Source organism: Sphingomonas sp., from assembly GCF_032114135.1.
Classification (GTDB): Bacteria; Pseudomonadota; Alphaproteobacteria; order Sphingomonadales; family Sphingomonadaceae; genus Sphingomonas.
In genome coordinates this window covers 1,872,313-1,892,602 of sequence record NZ_DAMCTA010000001.1, presented here as the reverse complement: position 1 = coordinate 1,892,602, position 20,290 = coordinate 1,872,313, and the positions used below count along the sequence as shown (strand labels likewise).

14 protein-coding genes are annotated in these 20,290 nt (G+C 66.9%); 9 read left to right on the top strand and 5 right to left on the bottom strand.

Annotated elements, in window-relative coordinates; translation table 11 throughout:
• The first annotated feature begins 17 nt into the window (after positions 1-17).
• The 4 genes from uvrB to RT655_RS09075 all read left to right on the top strand — a co-directional run bounded on the left by uvrB (position 18) and on the right by RT655_RS09075 (position 5,458).
• A complete protein-coding gene (gene uvrB / locus RT655_RS09090) occupies positions 18-2,213 on the top strand; it encodes an excinuclease ABC subunit UvrB (protein ID WP_313536241.1) in 2,196 nt (731 codons plus the stop codon).
• Positions 2,214-2,396: 183 nt separating this feature from the next.
• Positions 2,397-2,630 (top strand): type II toxin-antitoxin system HicB family antitoxin, encoded by a 234-nt coding sequence (locus tag RT655_RS09085; RefSeq protein ID WP_313536240.1) that lies wholly within the window; start codon positions 2,397-2,399, stop codon positions 2,628-2,630.
• Positions 2,631-2,720: 90 nt separating this feature from the next.
• Positions 2,721-3,248, top strand: a complete 528-nt coding sequence (locus tag RT655_RS09080) for a hypothetical protein (RefSeq protein WP_313536239.1) — start codon at positions 2,721-2,723, stop codon at positions 3,246-3,248.
• Between the two features lie 578 nt (positions 3,249-3,826).
• Entirely contained in the window at positions 3,827-5,458 is a 1,632-nt protein-coding gene (locus RT655_RS09075) for a sensor domain-containing phosphodiesterase (protein WP_313536238.1), read from the top strand.
• 137 nt (positions 5,459-5,595) lie between these two features.
• Here RT655_RS09075 and mutS read toward each other — a convergent pair whose 3' ends face one another.
• Positions 5,596-8,175 carry a DNA mismatch repair protein MutS gene (gene mutS / locus RT655_RS09070; RefSeq protein WP_313536937.1) on the bottom strand — a complete coding sequence of 860 codons (2,580 nt, stop codon included), beginning with the start codon at positions 8,173-8,175 and terminating at the stop codon, positions 5,596-5,598.
• Positions 8,176-8,286: 111 nt separating this feature from the next.
• Here mutS and RT655_RS09065 point away from each other — a divergent pair, with 111 nt between their 5' ends.
• Together RT655_RS09065 and RT655_RS09060 are read left to right on the top strand one after the other, a co-directional pair.
• Positions 8,287-9,822, top strand: coding sequence for a hypothetical protein (locus RT655_RS09065; protein ID WP_313536237.1), 1,536 nt, complete (start codon positions 8,287-8,289; stop codon positions 9,820-9,822).
• A 93-nt stretch (positions 9,823-9,915) separates the two neighbouring features.
• Positions 9,916-12,171 carry an NADP-dependent malic enzyme gene (locus RT655_RS09060; protein ID WP_313536236.1) on the top strand — a complete coding sequence of 752 codons (2,256 nt, stop codon included), beginning with the start codon at positions 9,916-9,918 and terminating at the stop codon, positions 12,169-12,171.
• Between the two features lie 22 nt (positions 12,172-12,193).
• Here RT655_RS09060 and RT655_RS09055 read toward each other — a convergent pair whose 3' ends face one another.
• Entirely contained in the window at positions 12,194-12,982 is a 789-nt protein-coding gene (locus tag RT655_RS09055; RefSeq protein ID WP_313536235.1) for an SDR family oxidoreductase, read from the bottom strand.
• Between the two features lie 125 nt (positions 12,983-13,107).
• Positions 13,108-14,253 (bottom strand): acyl-CoA dehydrogenase family protein, encoded by a 1,146-nt coding sequence (locus tag RT655_RS09050; protein ID WP_313536234.1) that lies wholly within the window; start codon positions 14,251-14,253, stop codon positions 13,108-13,110.
• A 147-nt stretch (positions 14,254-14,400) separates the two neighbouring features.
• Between RT655_RS09050 and RT655_RS09045 the strand changes: the two genes are divergently transcribed.
• A complete protein-coding gene (locus tag RT655_RS09045; RefSeq protein WP_313536233.1) occupies positions 14,401-15,849 on the top strand; it encodes an MFS transporter in 1,449 nt (482 codons plus the stop codon).
• 61 nt (positions 15,850-15,910) lie between these two features.
• On the opposite strand, the gene RT655_RS09040 is transcribed toward RT655_RS09045, so the two are convergent.
• Both RT655_RS09040 and aceA read right to left on the bottom strand, forming a co-directional pair.
• Positions 15,911-16,066 carry a hypothetical protein gene (locus RT655_RS09040; RefSeq protein WP_019367690.1) on the bottom strand — a complete coding sequence of 52 codons (156 nt, stop codon included), beginning with the start codon at positions 16,064-16,066 and terminating at the stop codon, positions 15,911-15,913.
• Between the two features lie 13 nt (positions 16,067-16,079).
• Positions 16,080-17,369, bottom strand: a complete 1,290-nt coding sequence (gene aceA / locus RT655_RS09035; RefSeq protein ID WP_313536231.1) for an isocitrate lyase — start codon at positions 17,367-17,369, stop codon at positions 16,080-16,082.
• Between the two features lie 395 nt (positions 17,370-17,764).
• Between aceA and RT655_RS09030 the strand changes: the two genes are divergently transcribed.
• Positions 17,765-19,141: a short-chain fatty acyl-CoA regulator family protein gene (locus RT655_RS09030; RefSeq protein ID WP_313536230.1), complete on the top strand. Its 1,377-nt coding sequence runs from the start codon at positions 17,765-17,767 to the stop codon at positions 19,139-19,141.
• Between the two features lie 3 nt (positions 19,142-19,144).
• Complete coding sequence (locus tag RT655_RS09025) at positions 19,145-20,266, top strand: DUF262 domain-containing protein (protein ID WP_313536229.1); 1,122 nt, start codon at positions 19,145-19,147, stop codon at positions 20,264-20,266.
• The last annotated feature ends 24 nt before the right edge of the window (positions 20,267-20,290 follow it).

Sequence of the window (20,290 nt, the reverse complement as noted above, 5' to 3'; positions counted from 1 at the left end):
CACCCCATATCCGGGGCATGGCGATCCAGATCCGGACCAACCTTGCCGAGCCCGAAACGGGGCAGGCGTTCATCCCCCACCGCCCACAGCGCCCGGAAAAGGCGGAGGGCGGCAAGGCATTCAAGCTCGTCTCCGAATACCAGCCGTCCGGCGACCAGCGCTTCGCGATCCCCGAACTGGTCGATCAGGCGCGGGCGGGCGAGCGCGACCAGGTGCTGCTCGGCGTCACCGGATCGGGCAAGACCTATACGATGGCCAAGGTGATCGAGGAACTGCAGCGCCCCGCGCTGATCCTCGCGCCGAACAAGATCCTTGCCGCGCAGCTGTATGGCGAGTTCAAGAGCTTCTTCCCCGAGAACGCGGTCGAGTATTTTGTCAGCTATTACGATTACTATCAGCCCGAGGCCTATGTGCCGCGATCGGACACGTATATCGAGAAGGAAAGCTCGATCAACGAGGCGATCGACCGGATGCGCCATGCGGCGACCCGCTCGCTGCTGGAGCGAGACGACGTGATCATCGTCGCCTCGGTCTCGTGCCTCTACGGTATCGGTTCGGTCGAGACCTATTCGGCGATGATCTTCGACCTCAAGAAGGGCCAGGTGGTCGACCAGCGCGAGATCATCCGCAAGCTGGTCGCGCTTCAGTACAAGCGCAACGATGCCGCCTTCGGGCGCGGCGCGTTCCGCGTGCGCGGCGATAATCTCGAGCTGTTCCCCTCGCACTATGAGGACACCGCCTGGCGGATCAGCTTCTTCGGCGACGAGATCGAGGAGATCGTCGAGTTCGATCCGCTCACCGGCAAGAAGGTGGCGAGCCTCAACTCGGTGCGCGTCTATGCCAACAGCCATTACGTGACGCCGGGGCCGACGCTCAAGCAGGCGACCGAGGCGATCCGCCACGAGCTCACCGAGCGGCTCAAGGAACTGGAGATCGAGGGCAAGCTGCTCGAACTGCAGCGGCTGGAGCAGCGCACCAATTTCGACCTGGAGATGATCGCGGCGACCGGCTCTTGCGCGGGCATCGAGAATTACAGCCGCTTCCTCACCGGCCGCCTGCCCGGCGAGCCGCCCCCCACGCTGTTCGAATATCTGCCCGAGAACGCGCTGCTCTTCGTCGACGAGAGCCACCAGACGATCGGCCAGATCAACGGCATGTCGCGCGGCGACCACAAGCGCAAATTGACGCTCGCCGAATATGGCTTCCGCCTGCCCAGCGCGATCGACAACCGGCCGTTGCGATTCAACGAATGGGACGCGATGCGGCCGCAGACCACCTATGTCTCGGCCACCCCCGGCGACTGGGAGATGGAGCGCACCGGTGGCGTGTTCGTCGAGCAGGTGATCCGGCCCACCGGGCTGATCGATCCGCCGGTGGAGATCAAACCGGTCGAGGAGCAGGTGCAGGACCTGATCCAGGAATGCAAGGCGACCGCCGCCAAGGGCTATCGCACGCTGGTGACGACGCTCACCAAGCGCATGGCCGAGGACCTGACCGAATATATGCACGAGGCGGGCGTCAAGGTCCGCTACATGCACTCGGATACCGAGACGCTGGAGCGCATCGAGCTGATCCGCGACCTCCGGATGGGCGTGTACGACGTGCTGATCGGCATCAACCTGCTGCGCGAGGGGCTCGACATCCCCGAATGCGGGCTGGTCGCGATCCTCGATGCGGACAAGGAAGGATTCCTGCGCTCCGAGACCTCGCTGATCCAGACGATCGGCCGCGCCGCGCGCAACGTCGAGGGGCGGGTGATCCTCTATGCCGATCGCATGACCGGCAGCATGGAACGCGCGCTCGCCGAGACCGGCCGCCGCCGCGAGAAGCAGATGGCGTATAATCTCGAACACGGGATCACGCCGGAGACGGTCAAGAAGAATATCGGCGACATCATCGCGCATGTGTCCAGCAAGGACCAGGTGACGGTGGAGATCGACGCCGATCGCCCGCACATGGTCGGGCACAATCTGCGCGGCTATATCGAGGAGCTCGAGAAGAAGATGCGCGACGCCGCCGCGAACCTCGAGTTCGAGGAAGCGGGCCGCCTGCGCGACGAGATCCGCGCGCTGGAGGCGGAGGAGCTTGGGCTGCCCGAAGGCGAGCGCAAGGCGCCGGTTATGGGGCGGTCGAACGAGGGCAAGCCGGGCACGCGCAAGACGCGGTTCGGCAAGCAGACCAAGACCAAGTTCGGTGGGCCTCGGCGGGGATAAGTATCGCGTGTCTCGCCAGAGGCAGAGATGATCGCGGGTGCCGCCGCTACTCCCCTCCCGCTTGCGGGAGGGGGACAATATGCTGCTTGCACCCTAGCTACCGCGCCAGGCAGCCGCGGGCGGCTTGCATCAGACTCGCCAGTTTCTTGATATGGTCGCCGAGTCCGGATTGAGTATGGAAGAGTGAGCGAGCCGCATTACCACATCAATCTGCTCTGGTCCGACGAGGATGGGTGCTGGATCGCCGACGTCCCGGACCTGCGGTATTGTACCACGCAGGGGGACACCCCCGAGGCCGCGCTGGCCAATGTCCGGGAGGCCACGGAAGGATGGATCGAAGCCGCGCGCGCAAACGGCCTGCCCATCCCGGAGCCGCGCTACCGTCCGGCACTCTATGCGGCCCGCTTCGCCGCCTGACGCCCCGCGTGTCGCCGCCAGCTTGCGTTCCGTCGTGATCGCTGCAGCCACCGGTTGAGCCGCCCCCCGCACGCGTCCATAAGCCTGGCCATGCGTTTGCTTTCCCTGTTCGCCGGCGTCGGCCTCGTCGCGCTCGCCGGCTGCGTGCCTGCTCCCTCCACGCCGCCGCCCGCGCCTGCGCCCCGGCCCGTCCCGGTGCCCGCGCCCCCGCCGCCGCCCGTATCTAAGCCGACGATCGGCGCGGACTGGCGCGACTGGCCGCTGACCCCCGGCGATTGGCGCTATCGGGGTGGTACCGCGACCTATGGCGTCGCCGGCGGCGCGCCGCTTGCGATCCTGCGCTGCGACATGGCGGCACGGCGCGTGACGCTGTCGCGCACCGGCACGGCGCCGACGACACTCACCCTGCGCACCACCAGCGCCGTCCGGGCCGTGCCCGCGACACCGGACGCAAGCGCGCCCGGCATGCTCGCCATGGCCTTCGCCGCGAACGACAGCTTCCTCGACGCGCTGGGCTTCAGCCGCGGGCGGTTCGTGATCGAGGGTGGCGGCCTGCCGGTGCTGGTGACTCCGGCCTGGCCGGAGATCCTGCGGGTGGTGGAGGACTGCCGCAAATAGGGCAACGCGGCGCGTCGCTTCGGCCCAGACTTCCAGAATCGCACCGATAAAAATCTTTTACAAGACTTGTTCTGCGACTCGGGGTCATCCTACATGTCAAGTGTGTCGAGAGGCACAGGCTCTTCAACAAGCGAAAGGAGGTGATCCGATGTCTCATGGTTCAGCAGTGAGGTCGGTTCAGTTCGTTCGGGAGACGCGCCGCTGATCCTGCCGCGTGGATGGAAGCCCTCCATCCATAGTGCCGCCGGGAGGTATTCTCCTCCAATCAACGCCGGCAGTTGCAGGTAATGCGGTCCGCATGGTCTCCCGGGCTGGAGCTCTCCGGCCGCTGACCATGTTGGGGGTCGCCGGGTACCCAGGATTGGGGCCCGGCGGCCTCTTTCATTTTGCGCCTATTTCTTCCGCCTCCAGGCCACGTCCAATGGTTAGCGGAAAGTGACGCTTCCGATATGGATATGCCCCAACTAGGCAGAACCCGAGTCGGCAGGGCACAGCCGCATGCTCCAGGGAATTTGGCAGCGGAGCACCCGATGCAGCAGGCAGAGCAGGGAGACGCAGACGCGGCGCTAGGCGCCTGTATGCGCACGATGCTGGAGGCATTGCCCTCGCCGGTGCTTCTGATCGATCGCGACGATCGCATCGTCGAAGTGAACCAGGCTTTTTGCGATCTCGCCGGGCAGAACCGGGCCTATTGGCTCGCGACCCCGATCGCGGCCTATCTTTCGCCCGACCAGGTCGCGCGCTTCACGGCCGAACACGCCCAAGTTTTCGCAACCGGCGAGGATCTGGAGACGGAGGAAGTGATCGACGGCCATGACGGCACGCGCCGCGACGTCGTCACGCGCCGCCGCCGAATCCTTATCGGCGAGACTCCGCTGGTGCTGACGATCCTCACCGACATCACGCCGCTGCGCACCGCGGAGGCGCATATTCGCCACCTCGCCTATCACGATGCCCTCACGGGCCTGCCCAATCGCGCCGCGCTCAACGAGACGCTGGCGGTAGCGCTGGCCGATCGGGCACCCGCGCTGCTGCTGATCGACCTCTATCAGTTCAAGGACATCAACGACGCCTTTGGGGATGGCGTCGGGGATGCCCTGCTTCGGGCTTTCGCCTACCGGCTCGCGGGCGACGCCCGCGGGTCGGACCGCGTTGCGCGGACCGGCGGCGACAGTTTCGCGGTGTTGGTCGACGATTGCGAGGACGCGGAAGCGGCCGAACAGGCATGCCGGCGGCTGCTCGCGCTGCTCGACGCGCCGCTCGTCGGGCCCGCGGGGGCGGTGACGCTGGGCGTCTCGATCGGCTGCGCCTGGTCGGAACCTGGCCTGTCCGCGGACGAACTGCATCGTCGCGCCGAATTCGCGCTCTACGAGGCGAAGCGCCAGCCCGCCAATGCCTTCCGCCTCTACGACGCCGCCCTCGCCGGCGAAGTGCATGCGCGCCGGACGCTGGAAGTGGACCTGCGCACCGCGATCGCTGCGGGCGACCAACTCGATGTCCATTATCAGCCGGTGATCGACGCCGGCGGTCACCGAGTCGTCGGCGTCGAGGCGCTGGTGCGCTGGGACCATCCGCAACAGGGCATGATCCCACCGCTGCGCTTCATCCCGATCGCGGAGGCCAGCGGGCTGATCGTGCCGCTCGGCGAATGGGTGCTCGATCGCGCGGTGGCGATGATGGTGCGCTTCCCGGCGCTATCGCTGGCCGTGAATCTGTCGCCGATCCAGCTGCGCAGTCCCGACATTGCCGGCCGCATTCTTGCAATCCTTGCCCGCCACGGCATGGATCCGCGCCAATTGCAGCTCGAAGTCACCGAAAGCACGATGCTGGCGGTGGACGCCGGGGTGGAACTGGCGTTGATCCGGTTGCGCGAAACCGGCGTGCAGCTGGTGCTCGACGATTTCGGGACGGGCTATTCCAGCCTGTCGCATCTCCACAAGCTGGCGATCGATCGCGTCAAGATCGACCAAAGCTTTGTCCGGGAACTGGGCAGCTCGCAAGACGCGCGGGCAATCATTCAGGCCGTACTTGGCATCGGCCAGTCGCTCGGCATCGGCGTAACCGCGGAAGGGGTGGAGGACGAATTGCAGCAGAGTTTTCTGCGCCTGTTCGGCTGCCACGAATATCAGGGCTATCTGTTCTCGCGTCCCTTGCCGGCGGAGGACGCGGCGGCGTTCCTCGAGGCGCACATGGAACGCGCCGCTGCCTGACCTGCGCTAGCGGAAGCGGGATCCGGCCGGGCCGAGGGAAAAGATGCTCTGCCAGTAATGCCGCCCAATCTTGGGGTCGGCGGGGCGATCAAACGGAAGCGGCGCAGACTACGTCGAAAGCGGTTGGGGGCCCCGTCTCATGCGTCCCTTGCAAGGCCCTTCAGCTTGTACAGCACGTCCAGCGCGTCACGGGGACTCAGCGCGTCAATGTCGAGCGCATCGAGTTCGTGGCGCAGCGCATCGACCTTCTCTTCCTCGGCTTGCGCGGCGGCAGCGAAGAGCGGCAGGTCGTCGAGGCCCGCGGCGAGGCCCCCGGTCTTGGCGCGCCCGGCCTCGAGCTTGTCGAGCACCGCCTCGGCGCGCTTGACCGTGGCGGGCGACATGCCGGCGAGCCGGGCGACAGCGATGCCGTAGCTGCGATCGGCCGGGCCGTCCGCCAGCTCGTGGAGCAGCACCAGCTCGCCCTTCCATTCGCGGGCGCGGACATGGTGGAGGGTGAGCGCGTCGCAGCGCTCGGCCAGCCGGGTCAGTTCGTGATAATGGGTGGCGAACAGGCAGCGGCAGCGATTTTCTTCATGGATCGCCTCCACCACGGCCCAGGCGATGGCGAGCCCGTCATAGGTCGAGGTGCCGCGGCCGACTTCGTCGAGGATGACGAAGCTGCGCGGGGTCGCCTGGGCGAGGATCGCGGCGGTCTCGACCATCTCGACCATGAAGGTAGAGCGGCCGCGCGCAAGATTGTCCGAGGCGCCGACGCGGCTGAACAGGCGGTCGACCAGCCCCAATGTCGCGCGCGTGGCGGGGACATAGCTGCCGGCCTGCGCCAGCACCGCGATCAGCGCGTTCTGGCGGAGGAAGGTCGATTTGCCGCCCATGTTGGGGCCGGTGACTAGCCACAGGCGCGAGTCCTCGGAGAGCCTGCAGTCATTGGCGACGAAGCGGCCGCCAGCGCGCGCCACGGCGGCTTCCACGACGGGATGGCGGCCGCCTTCGATGTCGAAGCAGCTATGCTCGACCAGATCGGGGCGGGCCCATCCGCCCTCGGCTGCGCGTTCGGCAAGGCCGGTGGCGACGTCGATCCGGGCGAGCGCATCGGCGGTCGCCGCGATCGGCTCGCGGCGGGCGAGCGCCTGGCCGGTCAGGTCTTCCAGATGCGCGGACTCGGCGGCGAGGGCGTGGGCGCCGGCCTGGGTGACCTTCACCGCGACGTCGTGCAGCTCCGGCGCGTTGAAGCGGACGACACCGGCCAGCGTCTGGCGATGGGTGAAGCCGCTGTCGGGCTTCATCAGCGAGTCAGCCGAGCGGGCCGGCACTTCGATGTGATAGCCGAGCACGCCGTTGTGGCGGATCTTGAGCGTCGTGATGCCGGTGCGGCTGCGATACTCGGCTTCGAGCAGCGCGATGGCGCGGCGTCCGCCGGCGCCCGCATCGCGCAGATCGTCGAGCGCGGCGTCATACCCCTCCGCGATATAGCCACCATGCGCGGCGTCGACCGGCGGCTCGGGGACGAGCGCACGGCTGAGCAGGTCGATCAGTGCGCCGTGGCCGCGCAGCTGGGGCGCGAGCTCGCGGAGCAGGACGGGGGCGTCGGCGAGACGATCAAGCTTCTCGCCCAGCCGCCAGGCCCCGTCGAGGCCGTCGCGGAGCTGGCCGAGATCGCGAGGGGAGCCGCGCCCTGCGGCGAGACGGCCGAGCGCGCGGCCGATATCGGGCAGCGCGCGCAGCGTCGCGCGGATGCTGTCACGCAATCCCGCATCGTCGTGGAACAGCGTGACGAGGTCGAGCCGCGCTTCGATCGCAGCGCGATCCATCAGCGGCGCGGCGATATCGGCGCCCAGCAGGCGGGCGCCAGCGCCGGTCACGGTGCGGTCGACCGCGTCGAGCAGGCTGCCCCTGCGCGCGCCGGCAGTGCTGACGGTGAGTTCTAGGCTCTCGCGGGTCGCTGCATCAATCGCCATCGCCGCCTCGGCGCGGCTGACGCGCGGCGGGCGGAGGAAGGGGAGCGACCCCTTGGCGGTATGGTCCAGATAGGCGACCAGCCCGCCTGCCGCTGCCAATCCGGCGCGCGAGAATTGCCCGAAGCCGTCGAGCGTCGCCACGCCGAACAGCCGCTTCAGGCGTGCCTCGCCGCCCGCACTGTCGAAATCGAGCTTGGGGCGGAGCGCCGTCGCCAGTTCGGCGAACTCGGTCGCGTGGCAGGCGATCGTCTCGGCGGGGTTCAGGCGCGCGAGCTCGGCACCCAGCCGCGCCGCGTCGGTCTCGATCAGCTCGAACCGACCGGTGGAAATGTCGGCGCAGGCGATCGCGACGCCGCCGCCCGCTTCGCCCACCGCGACGCACCAGTTGGCGGTGCGGCTGTCGAGCAGCGCTTCCTCAGTCAGCGTGCCCGCCGTCACCACGCGGATGATCGCGCGGGAGACCAGCGCCTTCGATCCGGCGCGTTTCTTGGCCTCCTCAGGCGTCTCGGTCTGGTTGGCGATGGCGACGCGGTGGCCGGCCTTGATCAGCCGGGCGAGATAGGCCTCCATCGCGTGCACCGGCACGCCGCACATCGGGATCTTGTCGCCTTCATGCTCGCCGCGCGAGGTGAGCGCGATGTCGAGTACCGCGCTCGCCGTCTTAGCATCCTCGAAGAACAGCTCGAAGAAGTCGCCCATGCGGTAGAAGAGCAGGCAATCCCCCGCCTCTTCCTTGAGCGCGAGATACTGGGCCATCATCGGGGTAGGGGCGGCAGAGGACATCGGCCCTCGCTACCGGAAGCGCGGGGGGCGGCACAAGCCACGGCCATGGGGTGACGCTGGTGGAAACTGGGGATAAGGCGCGGGGCCATGACCTTCTTTTCCGCGCAGACGGGCAAGGCAGCGGTGCTGCGCTGGCACTGGATCCTGCTGCTGTCGCTGCTGTCGATCCTGCCCTTCCTGTTCGTGCGGGTGCCGCCGCTGGTCGACGTGCCCGGGCATATCGGGCGGTTCGCGGTGCAGCTGGCCCCGGCGGAGAACATCCTCCACCGCTATTTCGTCTTCACGTGGCGGCCGACGCTCAACCTGGGGGCGGACCTGATCGTCCAGGCGCTGCACCCGCTGCTGGGGCCCGTGGCGGCGATGTGGCTGGTCTGCGCGGCGGTGCCGGCGCTGACCGTGCTGGGGCTGCTGGCGGTAACCCGGCGGCTGAACCCGGGCGGGGCGGCGGCGCTGCCGTTCGCGCTGCTGTTCGTCTACAACGACTCGTTCCTGTGGGGCTTCGTCAACTATGCCTTGAGCGCGGCGCTGTCGCTGTGCAGCTGGGCGCTGTGGATGGCGCTGGCGCGGCGGCCGGCGGTGCGGGCACTGGTCTTCGCACTGTTCGCCCCCGCGCTGTTTCTGGGGCACGGGGAAGGCGGCGCGCTGCTGCTGCTCTGGGTCGCGGCCTGGGAGGCAGAACGCATCGGCCGCTGGTGGCAGCCGCGCGGTCTCGCTGCGCTCGCCGCCAGACTCTGGCCGTTCCTGTTCGTCGCGGTGCCAGTGTTGCTGTCGGCGGGTGGGGAGAAGGGGGGCAAGACCGTCTGGGATTTCCCCGGCAAGATCGATGCGCTGTTCAACATGCTGCGCGACCAGAACATGGCGTTCGACCTGGCGAGCCTGGGAGCAGCCTTCGCGGTGCTGCTGTTCGGGTGGCTGCGCGGCGCGCGATTGGCGTGCGGCGGCAGGCTGGCGGTCTGGGCCAGCTTCGCCCTGTTCCTGGCGGCGCCCTACCAGCTTTCGGGCACGGCCAATGTCGATGCGCGGCTGATCGCACCCGCCATGATGCTGGCGCTGGCGTTCCAGAACTGGAGCGGCGTGCACCGTCGCCCACGCGCCTGGGTCGCGGCGGCGGGGGTACTGCTGCTGATGCTGCGCTTCGGCGTCACCACGGCGAGCTTCGTCGGCTACGGCCAGCGCTATCAGCGCGAGCTGCAGGCGCTTGACCATCTCGCGCGCGGGAGCCGGGTGCTGAACCTCACCTTGGCCGATTGCGGTGCGCGCGCGTGGCGCAATCCGCGGACCACCCACCTCGCCAATCTCGTCACGCTCGAGCGCGATGCCTGGGTCAACGCGCATTGGGCGGTGAAGTCGGTCCATCTGCTGGAATCCCGGTTGGCGCCCCCGGGCTTCACCACCGATCCATCGCAACTCGTCTCGCCCGCCGATTGCGTCGGCACCACCGGGGCGGGCCGCGGCCGCCATACCATCGCGCAGGTGCTGCCGACGCTGCCGCTGGAGCGGATCGACTATCTCTGGCTGATCGATGTGCAGCTGCCGCCGGGGCGCGCAGACCCGCGCCTGACGCTCGTCTGGCATGCCGGAAAGAGCGCAATCTACGTGGTTCGTCCCGAGCCTCGGACGTAGGGGAAACCACGGAAGTCGCCTTCTGTGGTTTGCATTCGCCGGCCCGGGCTGCTTTAGGGGCGCAAACAGCCAACGAAGTTAGGAGCCGAGCGGATGGCCGAAGAGAGCAACGTCCAGTTTTCCGATCGGGAGGCGCTGCGCTACCACGCCGAGGGCCGCCCCGGTAAGATCGAGATCGTCGCCTCCAAGCCGATGGCGACCCAGCGCGACCTGGCGCTTGCCTATTCGCCCGGTGTCGCCGTGCCGGTGCTGGCGATCGCCGAGAACCCGGCCACCGCCTATGATTACACCGCCAAGGGCAACCTTGTTGCCGTGATCTCCAATGGTACCGCTATCCTGGGCCTCGGCAATCTCGGCGCGCTGGCTTCCAAGCCGGTGATGGAAGGCAAGGCGGTGTTGTTCAAGCGCTTCGCCGATGTCGACTCGATCGATCTCGAGCTGAAGACCGAGGATGTCGATCGCTTCATCGACGCAGTCGAGCTGATGGAGCCGAGCTTCGGCGGCATCAACCTGGAGGATATCAAGTCCCCCGAATGCTTCGTGATCGAGCAGACCCTGCGCGAGCGCATGAACATTCCCGTCTTCCATGACGACCAGCACGGCACTGCGATCATCGCCGCCGCCGGCATCATCAACGCGCTGTACCTCACCGGCCGCGACCTCAAGACGACCAAGATCGTCGTCAACGGCGCCGGCGCCGCCGCGATCGCCTGCACCGAGCTGATCAAGGCGATGGGCCTGCCGCAGGACAATCTGCTGATGTGCGATCGCACCGGCGTGATCTATCAGGGTCGCGAAGGCGTGAACCAGTGGCAGTCCGCCCACGCCGCCAAGACCGACCGGCGCACGCTGGCCGAGGCGCTGGATGGTGCCGACGTGTTCCTTGGCCTCTCCGCCGCCAATGCGTTGCCGGCCGAGTTGCTCGAGAAGATGGCGCCGAAGCCGATCATCTTCGCGATGGCCAACCCGGATCCCGAGATCACGCCGCCCGAGGCCAAGCGGGTGCGGCCGGACGTGATCATCGCCACCGGCCGTTCGGACTATCCGAACCAGGTGAACAACGTGCTCTGCTTCCCGTTCATCTTCCGCGGCGCGCTCGACGTGCGCGCGACGGGGATCAACGATGCGATGAAGGTCGCTGCCGCGCGCGCGCTGGCCGAGCTCGCCCGCCAGCAGGTGCCCGAGGAAGTCGCGACCGCCTACGGCACCTCGCACAGCTTCGGCCCCGACTACATCATCCCGACCCCGTTCGATCCGCGTCTGATCGAGATCATTCCGGCGGCAGTGGCGCAGGCGGCGATGGATTCGGGCGTGGCGACGCGGCCGATCATCGACATGACCGCCTATCGCCAACAGCTGCGCGCGCGGATGAACCCGACCACGTCGGTGCTCAGCATGGCCTATGAGGGCGCGCGTGCCAAACCCAAGCGGGTCATCTTCGCCGAGGGCGAGGAAGAAGTGGTGCTGCGCGCCGCGATCGCCTTCCAGGAAGGCGGCTATGGCACGCCCGTGCTGGTCGGCCGCGAGTCGGTGCTCGATCAGCTCCGCGCGCTCGGCGCCAATCCCGACCATTTCGAACTGCACAACAGCGTCAACTCGCCGCTTGTCGAGGAGATGGTGGAGACGCTGTACAAGCGCCTCCAGCGGCGCGGCTATCTGCACCGCGACTGCGAGCGGATGGTCAACCGCGACCGCAACATCTTCGGCTCGCTGCTGCTCCGCCTCGGCCATGCCGATGCGATGATCACCGGTGTCACCCGCACCTATGCGGAGACGATGCGCCAAGTGCGGCGCGTGATCGATCCGGTCGACGGCCGCACGCCCTTCGGCATCCACGTGCTGGTCGGCCAGTCGCACACCGTCTTCATCGCCGACACGACGGTGAGCGAGCGTCCGAGCGCCGACGAATTGGCCGACATCGCCGAGCGCACCGTGCAGGTTGCCCGCCGCATGGGACACGAGCCGCGCGTCGCGCTGCTCAGCTACTCGACCTTCGGCAATCCCGAGGGCAAGTGGATCGACAATATCCGCGACGCGGTGAAGGTCCTCGACGCCCGCGGCGTGACGTTCGAATATGAAGGCGACATGGCGCCCGACGTGGCGCTCAACCCGAAGCTGCTCGCCAACTATCCGTTCGCGCGCCTTTCGGGCCCTGCCAACATCCTGATCATGCCGGGCCTGCAGTCGGCCAACATCTCGGCCAAGCTGCTTCGCGAGCTGGGCGGCGACTCCACCATCGGCCCGATGCTGATCGGCATGGAGCAATCGGTACAGATCGCGCCGATGACCTCCACTGCCAGCGAGTTGGTGACGCTGGCGGTGCTCGCCGCGGGCGACATCGCGCGCTGACGTTCAGGCGGGCATCGGCGGATCAGCCGTCGATGCTCGCCCCAAGCGACGCGTTGACCAGACCGCCGTCGACCGTGACGGTTTCCCCGACCAGATAATCCCCCGCCCGGCTGGCCAGGAAGATCGCCGCGCCCGCCATGTCCTCGGCGACGCCGATGCGCTTGGCGGGTATCGCCTGCGCCACGGTGCCGCCATGGTCGCGCGCAGCCTTGTTCATGTCGCTGGGAAAGGCGCCGGGGGCGATCGAGGTAACGTGGATCTGGTCGCGCACCAGCCGTGCGGCCATGCGACGGGTCAGGTGGATCAGCGCCGCCTTGGAGGCCTGATAGCTGTAGGTCTCCCACGCATTGAGCCGCTGGCCGTCGATCGAGGTGATGTTGATCACCTTGGCCGGGTGGTTGGCGGAAGCGCCTGCCTTGAGCAGGTCGTGCAGCGCTTGCGTCAGAAAGAAGGGGGACTTCACGTTGAGGTCCATCACCTTGTCCCAGCCCTTTTCGGGAAAGCGCTCGAACGGCTCGCCCCAGGCCGCGCCGGCATTGTTGACGAGGATGTCGAGGCGCTGCTCGCGTGCGGCGAGGTCGGCGGCGAGGGCGCGGCAGCCCTCGACGGTGGAGACGTCATGCGGCAGCGGGATGGCATCCGGCCCCAGCGCGGCGGCGGTGGCTTCGCAGGCCTCGGCCCGCCGCGACGACACATAGACTTTCGCGCCCGAGGCGACGAAGCCTTCGGCGATCATCCGCCCAATTCCGCGCGACCCGCCAGTCACCAGTGCCACCCGGCCGTCGAGGCGAAACAGCGAAGCTACGTCCATGCCAAACTCCCTCTCCCCATCGGGGAGAGGGCCGGGGAGAGGGGCAGTCTCTCCAATCCGGCCCCGTGGTTCGTGTTGCAGACTGCCCCTTCCCGTACCCCTCCCCGGTGGGGAGAGGGCTTCGACTATCCACCCCGCTTCAGCGTCTCGCGGGCGATGATCAGTTGCTGGATCTGGCTGGTGCCCTCATAGATCCGGAACAGCCGCACATCGCGATACAGCCGCTCGATCCCGTAATCGGCGATATAGCCGGCGCCCCCGAAGATTTGCACCGCGCGATCAGCGACGCGGCCGACCATCTCGCTGGCGAAATACTTGGCCGCTGCCGCTTCCATCGTGGTGTTGCTGCCTGCATCCTTGGCTGCGGCGGTCTCCAGCACCAGCGCCCGGGCGGCGAGCGTCTCGGTCTTCGAATCCGCCAGCATCGCCTGGATCAGCTGGTGCTCGGCGATCGGCTTGCCGAACTGCTTGCGCTCGCTGGCATAGGTGACGCAGTCGGCGATCAGCCGCTCGGCCACGCCGACGCACACCGCGGCGATGTGCAATCTTCCCCGGTCCAGCACCTGCATCGCGATGCGGAAGCCTTCACCCTCTGCGCCGAGGCGGTTCTCGACTGGCACCGGCACGTCTTCGAAGGTCACATCCGCGACCCGCGCGCCCTTCTGCCCCATCTTCTTCTCGGGCTCGCCGATCGAGACGCCGGGCAAGTCGCGCGGTACGAGGAAGGCGGAGACGCCGCGGCCGCCGGTTTCCTCGCCGGTCCGCGCCATCACCGTGAACAACTGCGCCTTGTCGGCATTGGTGATGTAGCGCTTGGTGCCGCTCAGCCGGTACAGATTGCCGTCGCGCACGGCGCGGGTCTTCACCGATCCCGAATCTGATCCGACATCCGGCTCGGTCAGGGCGAAACTGGTGACGATGTCGCCACGGGCGATCTTCGGCAGCCAGTGCGCCTTCTGCTCCGGCGTGCCGGCGATCACCAGGCCCTGGCTGCCGATGCCGACATTGGTGCCGAAGGCCGAGCGAAACGCCGGCGTGGTGCGCCCCAGCTCGATCGCCACCCGCGCTTCCTCGGCCATGGTGAGGCCCAGTCCGCCATGCTCCTCGGCGATCGACAGCCCGAACAGGCCGAGCGTCTTCATCTCCTCGACGATCGCGTCGGGGATCGCATCGGCCGCTTCCACTTCGGCCTCCAGCGGGCGAAGCCGCTCGGCAACGAAGCGGCGGACCGTGTCGATCAGCGCGTCGAACAGCTCGGGTTCGAGGGCCATGGCCATCCTCTCGGTTCTAATTGCCGGCAGGTATAACGGCTGAATGGCGAGCTGCAAGCCGTACCCGATCTTCCAAAGTGTTTCGTTTGCCGGGGTGCCCTGGCACCTGTATCGGAGAGCGCGGGGGACATAGTGGAGAACAGATTGATGGCCGGTCGCACCGCCGAGACTCCGCCCGTACCGCCAAGCCGGCGCGTGGCGACGCCGACGATGCTCGCCTATGGCTTCGGCGCCGCGGCGTACGGCGTGAAGGACTTCTGCTTCGTCACCTTCCTGCTGCTGTTCTACAATCAGGTGGTGGGGCTGCCCGCCGCGCAGGTCGGCTTTGTGATCATGTGCGCGCTGCTGTTCGACGCGTTCGTGGACCCGGCAATCGGCATGCTCTCGGACCGGACCCGCAGCCGCTGGGGCCGTCGCCATCCTTGGATGTATGCGGCGTGGCTGCCGATCGCAGTGGGATGGCTGTTCCTGTGGAATCCGCCTGCCTGGAGCCAGCACGCGCTGCTCGGCTGGCTGTTCGTCTCCGCCGTGGTGGTGCGCACCGCCGTCTCCGCCTTCGAGGTGCCGTCGCAGGCGCTCAGTCCCGAGCTCTCCTCCGACTATGAGGAGCGCACGCGGATCATGGCGTACCGCTTCCTGTTCGGCTGGGGCGGGGGCATGGCGATGCTGATGCTCTCCTATGGCTGGTTCCTCGCCGAGCGCGTCGGCCAGCCGCACGGGCAGTTCGATCGCGCGGGCTACCCGGGCTTCGCCATCGGCGGGGCGGCGCTGATGGTGGTGGCGATCCTCAGCTCCGCGCTGGGCACCCACCGCGAGATCAAGAACCTGCCGCCGGTGGAGATCGCGCCCCAGCCGCTCCGCCAGAGCATCGCCGAGCTGTTCGCCACGCTGCGCAACCCGGCCTTTCTGGTGCTGATGACGGCGGCGCTTTCCTATTTCGTGGCGCAGGGCATCAGCTTCTCGATGTCCAACTATCTCTATGCCCATGTCTGGCGCTTCGGGAACCTCGCCTTCCAGCTGCTCGGCGCGACGTTGTTCCTGGGCGTCGTCCTCGCCTTCCTGATCGCGCCGCGGCTCGCCCGGCGGATGGGCAAACCGCAGGCGGCGACGATGGCGATGGTGTTCGCCGTGCTCCTGCTCGTCGCCCCCTATGTCCTCCGCCTCGTCGGGCTGTTCCCGGCGCCGGGGGACCCGCTGCTGCTGCCGGTGCTGTTCACCATCTTCACCGTCAACGCGACCTTCGCGGTCTCCTCCACCATGCTCGGCGCCTCGATGCTGGCCGACGTGGTCGAACATTCCGAGGTGACGACCGGCCGCCGCTCCGAGGGCGTGTTCTTCGCCGGCTTCTTCTTCGTCCAGAAATGCTCGAGCGGGCTCGGCATCTTCGTTACCGGGCTGATCCTCACCTTCTCCGGCTTCCCCGACGGGGCCAAGCCCGGCACCGTGCCCGAGGCGGTGATCGACCGGTTCACGCTGATCTTCTGCGCCGTCTACCTGCTGCTCGGCGCGATCGCCGCGTTCTTCTACCGGCGCTTTCCCTTCGGCAAGGCGGAGCATGCCGCCCGGCTGGCGCAGCTCGGCGCACGGGCCGAGTGACACGGGAAATGCCCGCCAGGTCCTCGACCCGGCGGGCATCCTTTCCTCCCCAGGAAAGACGTCAGGCCACGCGGCCCAAGCGGTGGTAGAGGTTGGAGAACTTCACCGATTCCGGCTTGTCCTTCACCGCCTGCAGATGGGCCCCGACGGCCTCGCGGAGCAGGCGGAAATCCTCGGTGGAGAAGACGGCGCGGCTGCGCTGCGGTTCGTTCGACATGACATGCTCTCCTTTACGCTGCTTCGCTGGTGAACTGGGCGGCTTCGGTGCTCTCGGCGAGCGCGGTGGTGGAGCTGGTGCCCCCCGCTACGGTCTGGGCAATGGCGTCGAAATAGCCGGTGCCGACCTCGCGCTGGTGGCGCGTCGCGGTATAGCCCTCGGCCTCCGCCGCGAACTCGGCCTGTTGCAGCTCCGAATAGGCCGCCATGCCGCGATCCCGATAGCCGCGCGCCAGCTCGTACATGCCGTAGTTGAGGCTGTGGAAGCCGGCGAGGGTGACGAACTGGAACTTGTACCCCATCGCCCCGATCTCGCGCTGGAAGCGGGCGATGTCGTCCTTGTCCAGGTTCTTCTCCCAGTTGAAGCTGGGCGAGCAGTTATAGGCCAGCATCTTGTTCGGATGCGCCTTCTTGATCGCCTCGGCGAAGCGGCGGGCGTCGTCGAGATTGGGCTTCGACGTCTCCCACCAGAGCAGGTCGGCATGCGGCGCAAAGGCAAGCCCGCGCTGGATGCAATGGTCGACGCCGGTGCCTTCCTTCAGCCGGAAGAACCCTTCGGGGGTCCGCTCACCGGTGAGGAACGGGTGGTCGCGCTCGTCGACGTCCGAGGTGATCAGCTTGGCCGATTCCGCATCGGTGCGGGCACAGATCACCGTGGGTACGCCGCATACATCCGCCGCCAGCCGCGCCGCATCGAGATTGCGGATATGCGCCTGGGTGGGGATCAGCACCTTGCCGCCCAAGTGGCCGCACTTCTTCTCGCTGGCGAGCTGGTCCTCGTAATGCACGCCCGCCGCACCCGCCGCGATGTACGACTTCATGATCTCGAAGCAGTTGAGCGGCCCGCCGAAGCCCGCCTCCGCGTCCGCCACGATCGGCGCGAACCAGTCGCGCGTCGCGCCGCCTTCCATATGCTCGATCTGGTCGGCGCGCTGGAGCGTCGCGTTGATCCGCTTCGCCAGCTCCGGCCCGGCATTGGCCGGGTAGAGCGACTGATCGGGGTACATCTGCCCGGCGGTGTTGGCATCCGCCGCGACCTGCCAGCCCGACAGATAGATCGCCTTCAGCCCGGCGCGGACCATCTGCATCGCCTGGTTGCCCGACAAGGCGCCCAGCGCATGGACATAGTCCTCGGTGCGCAGCAGCTCCCACAGCTTGAGCGCGCCGCGGCGGGCCAGCGTGTGCTCCACCGGCAGCGAGCCGCGCAGCTTTGCGACATCTTGCGCCGTGTAGGGGCGCTTGATGCCCTCGAACCGCCCGGCGGGGGCGGGGACCAGATCCTCGAAACCAAGCGACTGGGACATTGTGAATTCCTTGACTGACTGCCTGAACCTTGTGTGGATAGGTTTAGAAAGTTTAGGCTCGTGCGGAATTCAACTTCGTCTTCGCACAGCGTGGGGGTGTGTGGTAGGTTGCGGGACTCCCTTGTTGCGGTGTAAAGTATTTACAAACCTGATGGTGGTGCGTGGGCCGGAACGTATCAAGAACTTCTAGTGTAGGACAGCGGCAAATTCCTCCCCGGCACGGGGAGGGGGGCCGCGCCGCGCCAGCGGCGTGGTGGAGGGGCCGCCGCGCTTAGCGGCGGTGCGGGTGCGGGCGCGGGACCACCGCGCCTGCGGCGCGGCCCCTCCACCCCCGCCTTCGGCGGCGGTCCCCCTCCCCGTTCCGGGGAGGAATGTAGAAGGAGCAGGACACGACCATGGCCGAACGCAAACTCTTCGCCGGGCACGCCATCCGGCGGCTCCGCTTCGAGATCGGCGTCACCCAGGCGGCGATGGCGGAGGCGCTGGAGATTTCGGCCAGCTATCTCAACCTGGTCGAGCGCAACCAGCGGCCGGTCTCCGCCTCGCTGATGCTCAAGCTGGCGGAGACCTATGACTTCGATCCCCGCCGCCTCACCGCGGCCGAGCCCGGCGGCGGGGCCGAGGCGCTGCGGCGGCGGCTGGCCGATCCGCTGTTCGCCGACATCCCCGTCGATCGCCACCAGCTGGGCGAATGGCTGGCCGCCGCCCCCGACGGCGCCGAGGCCTTTGCCCGCGCCTATGACCGGATGGGCGGCAGCGCCGCGCCCGCCCCAGGCGGCGCCGACCCCGGCCAGCAGGTCCGCCGCGCGATCGAGCGCTGGCGCAACCATTTCGCCGATCTCGACGCCGCCGCCGAGGCGCTGGCCGACGAACTGCGCATGGCCGGCGAGCCGTACGGCGCGATGGCCGATCGGCTGCGGGTGAAACACCAGCTTGCCGTGCGCATCCTGCCCGCCGAGGTGATGGTCGATACCCTCAAGCGGCTGGACCTGCATGCGCGGCAATTGCAGCTTTCCGAGGCGCTCGATCCCAGCGCGCGCGCCTTTGCGCTGGCCGAGCAGCTAGCGGTGGAGGCGCGCGACGAGATCGAGGCGCTGGTCCGCGGCGCCGAGCTCGACCGGGTGGCCGCGCGGCTGTTCCGCCGCCACCTCACCGCCTATTTCGCCGCCGCGGTGATGATGCCCTATGCCCGCTTCCTGCGCGCGTGCGAGGCCAGCGGCTATGACCTGGAGCTGCTCCAGCGGCGCTTCGGCGCGAGCCTCTCCCAGGTCGCGCACCGGCTGACGACGCTGCAGCGGGTGGGCGCGCGGGGCCTTGCCTTCTTCCTGATGCGGTTCGATCGCGCCGGGCAGGTATCGAAACGCTATGCCGGCGCCAGCGGATCGGCGCTGGTCGAGGCGGCGGTGCCGTGCCCCTTGTGGAACGCCTATGACGGTTTCGCGCGGACCGACGAGACGGCGGTGCAGCTCGTCGAGCTGGAGGACGGCGCGCGCGCCTTCACCATCGCGCGCTGCGTGCATCCGCATGGCGGCGTGGCGGGCGGGGTGCGCCCGCGCTTCGTGATCGCGCTGGGCCTGCCGGCGGCGGAGGCGGGGACGCTGGCGGCGGCGCGCGGGGTGGACCTGGCGGGGCGGGCCGCGCCGATCGGGCTGGGGTGCCGGGCGTGTACGCGGCCTGCGTGTCCGCAGCGCTCGGCGGCGCCTGCGGGGCGAGCAGCGGCGGGTAGCGAGCGGGAGCGCGGGGTTACGGCGTTTGGGTTTGCGGGGGATTGAGAGATGATCGAGGACTTGCTCCCCAGCGATCTCTCTAATAGCGTGATCAACGGAAGGATTAAAATGTCAACAAACTTGATTAGTAGCTTTCGGGAAGCACAATCCAAGTTGGTGGTTCAAACGGCTGATTTGCCGCTCGGCACTTTGGCCGACATGGTTCGATCCGACGGGATCGATCTGCAGCCAGGATTTCAAAGAAGAGAACGGTGGTCTGCTGACAAGCAGTCTGCTCTCATTGAGTCTTTTTTGCTCAATGTTCCGGTACCGCCGGTCTATCTCTCTGAAGAAGATAACGGAACTTACACAGCTATCGACGGGAAGCAGAGGCTAAGGGCAATATCTGATTTCATGCACAATTCATTCGCGCTCAAAAATCTCGAGCGAATTGAAGAGGCTGAAGGCATGAAATTTATTGACCTACCCGATGAGATTAAAAACGCCCTAAGGCTTCGTCCGTTCTTGAGGGTGGTGACTCTTCTAAAGCAGACCGACCCAGCGCTTAAATATGAAGTGTTCTTGCGCCTCAATCGTGGCGGCGAGGCACTAAACGCTCAGGAAATACGAAACGTTGCTTTCCGGGGCCCCTTGAACGATGAGATATATCAATTAGCTAAAAATGATTTTCTTTGTGAACAACTAAAAATAAGTAACGTGAAGGCGGCTGCCTATAGAGATATGACGGATGCCGAATATGTTCTGAGATTCTTGGCACTCTATCGGTCTATTGATAATTTCAGTGGCAGCTTAGTCCGCGAAATGGACCACTTTATGAATGTTCGGAGAGTGCCATCACAGCTTGAGCTAATTGAAGTCCGGGAGCTATTTAACAGCACGATTGACCGCGTCCGTGCGATTTGGGGTAACTTTGCCTTCAAACGTCCGGAAGGAAATGGCTGGCGAGATCAGGCTCTCGCTGGGATGTACGATGCTCAAATGATCGCTGCAGCTAGCATAACTGAACCACAGTTTTTCAGAGCTAGGGCTGAGTCTGCCAAGGTTATCAATATGACCAAGGATCTGTTCAAGGACGACGAATTTGAAAAATCAGTCCGAAGTGGTACTAACACGCCGGCAAGAATTAGATATCGCGTAAAAGAGGTAAAAAAAATACTTGTCGGAGTTTAATGGTGCCGGAGGCTGCGGAACTAT